The 4,454-nt window shown below is 62.6% G+C and carries 4 protein-coding genes, 1 other RNA gene and 1 pseudogene; 1 reads left to right on the top strand and 5 read right to left on the bottom strand.

Annotated elements, in window-relative coordinates; genetic code table 11:
• The 3 genes from EOA85_RS28765 to mraZ all read right to left on the bottom strand — a co-directional run.
• On the bottom strand, positions 1–308 hold a 308-nt coding region (locus EOA85_RS28765), incomplete at its 3' end, for a hypothetical protein (protein WP_127212011.1).
• Between the two features lie 4 nt (positions 309–312).
• Complete coding sequence (rsmH, locus tag EOA85_RS28760) at positions 313–1,344, bottom strand: 16S rRNA (cytosine(1402)-N(4))-methyltransferase RsmH (RefSeq protein ID WP_127212010.1); 1,032 nt, start codon at positions 1,342–1,344, stop codon at positions 313–315.
• The gene (gene mraZ, locus EOA85_RS28755) at positions 1,341–1,799 is read right to left on the bottom strand and encodes a division/cell wall cluster transcriptional repressor MraZ (protein ID WP_127212009.1); all 459 of its coding nucleotides are present in this window, start codon (positions 1,797–1,799) and stop codon (positions 1,341–1,343) included. The genes rsmH and mraZ overlap by 4 nt, the downstream gene beginning before the upstream one ends.
• 428 nt (positions 1,800–2,227) lie before the next feature.
• Here mraZ and EOA85_RS28750 point away from each other — a divergent pair, with 428 nt between their 5' ends.
• A complete protein-coding gene (locus EOA85_RS28750) occupies positions 2,228–3,343 on the top strand; it encodes a cystathionine gamma-lyase (protein ID WP_127212008.1) in 1,116 nt (371 codons plus the stop codon).
• A 302-nt stretch (positions 3,344–3,645) separates the two neighbouring features.
• Here the strand turns inward: EOA85_RS28750 and EOA85_RS28740 are convergent.
• Positions 3,646–3,920: pseudogene (locus tag EOA85_RS28740) on the bottom strand (type II toxin-antitoxin system ParD family antitoxin).
• A 178-nt stretch (positions 3,921–4,098) separates the two neighbouring features.
• An RNA gene (rnpB, locus tag EOA85_RS28735) (RNase P RNA component class A) lies at positions 4,099–4,454 on the bottom strand; the annotation flags it as partial.

The following is a 4,454-nucleotide window of genomic DNA, read 5'->3' as shown; positions in this document are numbered from 1 at the left end:
GACGAAAGGTCCTCGATGGTGAGGGGTTTTGCCGGCAGATCGTCCAGCCCGATGATCTGGCGGGCGCTGACCGGCTCGAGCTCGAGTTGCGATCTATAGATCTCGGCCAGCTTTTGCAGGCGCGACGGCTGGGTCAGCAGGCTCCAGTCCGCTTTCAGGAGATCGATCGTATCCTCCTCGTAGCGGATCTGCGCCTGGATCTTGTGCACCGCCGCCAATTGTTCTTCGGCCTCGCGCTTGGTCTTGTAGGTCAAGGCCGCAGCCGAAACCATGACGGCGATCAGGACTATGTCGCTGGTACGAAACACGTGCTCACCTCTCTCCCGGCCGATTCACGCCGGGAAGTTTTGGCTCAGGAAGCTTTGGAAGCCCGAAAATCGAAAAGTCGCCGGTGCGCGGCGGTGCGTCGGTGCGGATCGCAGCGCGCAGCCTTGCCGAGCGCGCCCGCGGATTGGCTGATATCTCGGCCTCATCGGGCGTCACGCCGCTGCCCACCTTTTTGAAGGTGGCGCTGCGCGCCTGCGCCTCGGGCAGGTGCCGGGATCCGGATGCCGCATCGGCGCGATCAGCGATGAAGCGTTTGACGATACGGTCTTCCAGGGAGTGGAACGTCACGACAGCCAGCCGCCCGCCCGGTTTCAGCACGCGTTCAGCCGCAAACAGCGCTTTGGCCAGTTCGCCGAGTTCGTCGTTAACGAAAATGCGCAGCGCCTGGAAGACGCGGGTCGCCGGATGGATCTTGTCCTTCGGCGCGCGGCCGACATGCGTCTCGATGGCATCGGCAAGGTCTAGCGTGCGCTCGAACGCATGTTTTTCGCGACGGCTTTCGATCATGCGGGCGATGCGGCCGGCATGGCGCTCTTCGCCAAGGAACCCGAAGATGCGGGCAAGGTCGCCCACTTTGAAGCTGTTGACGACATCGGCGGCGCTGAGACCAGCCTGGGCCATGCGCATATCGAGCGGTCCGTCGGCCCGGAACGAAAAACCGCGCTCCGCCTGGTCGATCTGCATGGATGAGATGCCGATGTCGAGCACGACACCCTCGGCGCTTTCGACATGCTCGTCCAACGTCGAGAATGACGCCTGAACAAGCCGGAGCTTGCCGCCCGATTGTTGTTCGAGGGCACGACCGGTAGCAATCGCATCCGGATCGCGGTCGATGGCGACGACCGAGGCGCCGCATGCCAGGATGGCTTTGGTGTAGCCGCCGGCGCCGAAGGTGCCGTCGACGATCACCTCGCCCGCTTTAGGCGAAAGCGCCTCCAGCACTTCGGCAAGGAGGACCGGAATGTGACGGGCCGGTCCGCCAGCGGCGTGAGGGTCATCGCCGTAGCCCGCCATCATTCCGGCCGCTCCCCAGGCTTCGTCCCCTGCCGAAGCTGCAAAAGCCGGGCGCGTGCTTCCGCCCCATAGGCGGCGAGCCGTCCAGGTTCCCAGATCTGAAAGAAATTGCCGCGGCCGACAAACGCTGCTTCCGCGGAAATGCCGGTGTGCTCGCGGATGAAATCGGTCATCGAGATGCGGCCGTCCTGATCGAGCTTGAGAAAGGTTCCATCGCCATGGCAGAAGAACGACATGTCGTCCGCCGCCTGCAGGAAAGGATCTTCCCGCGCGATGCGCTGCTCGTAGCGGTCGAGCAGGTCGAGCCCGCCGACATCCATCGCCGGACGGTCCAGGCAGCGCAGCGCATAGAGTTCCGAATAGCCGCGTTTCTGCACAACCGCACGGAAATGCGCTGGAACGGACACCCGCCCCTTCGCATCGATCCTGTTCACCGCGCTTGACAGAAACCGGTCCATTACGCGTTACGGCCGCTTGCGCCGCCGCACCCCTCTGCATCTTGCCGCCCGCGCCGCCGCGGCACGGTCCCTGCCCAAAACTCACTTCGTTCTGAAAGGCGAAAACAGGCGAACGCGCAGCCGCCGCGGCTGCCCGATTGGCGTACGCTTCACCCTGACGCGGAACGAAGGCTTGAATATCGAAATGGGATATCATGGGGCGCTATGGGCGTCAACGGGAATAGGCTTCACAAACGCGCGCGCCACAACCGATGAGAGCAGCTCTGACGGCACTCCCGTCTTTATCCTCCATTAAGCCTAACGAAGCGTTTAGAGCGCCTGGCCTACCGGAGGCGGCTTGCCGCGGATCGCCGCCGCGCATAGCGTCAGCCCGTCTTTTCCCGGTCAGAAACAGATTCTTTTCTCGATCAGAAACAAGGTTGAAATCCATGTCCGAAACAGCCAGATCGCGCGCCGCGGCACTTCCCCATCTGCGTCGCGGCAGGCTTGCCATGGGCGACCCAATTCCCCTGCCGCTAACTATGGCCGCCATTTTTCACGCACCCGGCGACGCCACCGGGTTCGATCAATATGGCCGCTTCAGCAATCCGACCTGGGACGCGGTCGAACACATGCTGGCGCATCTGGAAGGGGCGCCATGCGTCGCCTTCCCCTCTGGAATGGCTGCAATCTCGGCGGTGTTTTTTGGATTGCTCAAAGCTGGCGACCGTATCCTGCTGCCGTCAGACGGTTATCACACCACGCGGGCCCTGGCGGAGGGTTTCCTAAAACCTTTCGGCGTCGCCTACGATGTCCGGCCGACATCAACTTTCCTCGACGGCGGCTTCGATGGATATCGACTGGCCTTCGTCGAAACTCCCGCCAATCCGGGACTGGATATCTGCGACATTACGGCTGTCGCCGAAGCGGCGCACAAAGCGGGGGCGATTCTGGTGGTCGACAACACGACAATGACGCCCTTCGGCCAACGCCCGCTCGATCTCGGCGCCGACATCGTTATTGCCGCCGACACCAAGGCACCCAATGGCCATTCCGACGTGCTGTTCGGCCATGTCGCCAGCCGCAATGCCGACATCATCGCCGCCGTGTCCGGCTGGCGCGAGACATCGGGCGCCATTCCCGGGCCGTTCGAGGCGTGGCTTGTGCATCGCGGCTTGGAAACGCTCGACGTGCGTTTCGACCGCATGTGTTCTTCCGCCGAGGTGATAGCGCGGCGTCTGGAGAGCCATCGTGCGATCAGCGGCTTGCGCTTTCCGGGTCTGGTAGGCGACCCTTCGCACAATCTCGCCCGCGCCCAGATGGAGCGCTTCGGCTTTCTCATCTCGTTTGTGCTGGCATCGGAGGACAAGGCCGAGGATTTCATCAACAACTGCTTATTGATGCAGGCGGCGACGTCGTTCGGAGGCGTGCATACGTCGGCGGAACGGCGAGCAAAAAGAGGAGACGCTGTTCCGCCCGGCTTCGTTCGCCTGTCGGTCGGCTGCGAACCGGTGGAAGAGCTTTGGCAGGCGATCGAAGCGTCGCTGGACGGCATCGGCGGCTGAACGGATCGATCACGGAGCCAGATCGTCGGCTTCGATATTGCGCCGGCCATGCAGCCCGCGCAGGATCTCGACTGCATCCTCGCTGACACGATACAAGGTGAGATACTCGCCGACGACCAGATGGCGGATGCCGGGCGAATGTCTTCGCGCGGTGCGCCTGAGAAGGGATAAGTCGCCAGTTGCCGCCAGCGGGCTTCCGGTCGAGCAGCCGGTCCGCTACAGCCTCGTCGTCTCGCGCGACATGGGGCCAGGTCGCGATCAAATCCTCTTCTGCATTGCAGTTCGGATGATGGGCAGCAAATTCATGCCGCGTTATCGGATTTCAATCGTCTGCGCGCTTCGGCCTTGATTTCGTCGATCGACGCAAACCGACCCGGTCCGCTGTCAATTCCCTCCTGCACCAGCTTGCGCAACTCCTCGACCGTATAGCCGTGCAGGTCGCGGCGGTCCTTCCATTGCCTGAGCGCGTCGCGGATCACCTCGCTCGCCGAGCATATTCGCCGGCGGCGACCACAACGTCGACCGCCGCCGCCAGTTCCGGCGAAAGCGTGATGCTGCGTTTGTCGACCTGACCCATGATGCGCTCCTGATATTGCCCGCGCCTATATGGTACGATTAATCGCACCGACTTCAAGAAACGCTTGATACGCCCACTGCCCATCAAAGCCGGTTCAGTAGTAAAGCGCCTGAACCAGCAGGCGCCCGATGACGCAACCTGCTGATATCAGGGGATGTCCTTGTAGTATCTGGAAGAAATTGCCAGCTGGCCTGTAAGCCGGGTTCTGTATGGCCCTCGCCCTTTGCGGCGCGAGAACGTGGCGGCCATTCATCTTGGGCGCATGTTGCCATGCACCTCACGCAACCTACCCGGACGGTGAGCCGGAAACAGCCCTCGAGGGTTTCCCCTCGCACCGTCCCTATTCGGTCTTGCTCCCGGTGGGGTTTACCGTGCCGCTCCTGTTGCCAGTCGCGCGGTGGGCTCTTACCCCACCCTTTCACCCTTACCACGGTAAAACCGTGGCGGTTTGCTTTCTGTGGCACTTTCCCTAGGGTCGCCCCCGCCGGCCATTAACCGGCACCGTGTCTCCATGGAGCCCGGACTTTCCTCACC

This window comes from Mesorhizobium sp. M5C.F.Ca.IN.020.29.1.1, assembly GCF_003997375.1.
In the GTDB taxonomy this organism is placed as follows: Bacteria; Pseudomonadota; Alphaproteobacteria; order Rhizobiales; family Rhizobiaceae; genus Mesorhizobium; species Mesorhizobium wenxiniae.
The sequence above is the reverse complement of the archived record's forward strand: the minus strand, read 5'-3'. Positions and strand labels throughout refer to the sequence as shown.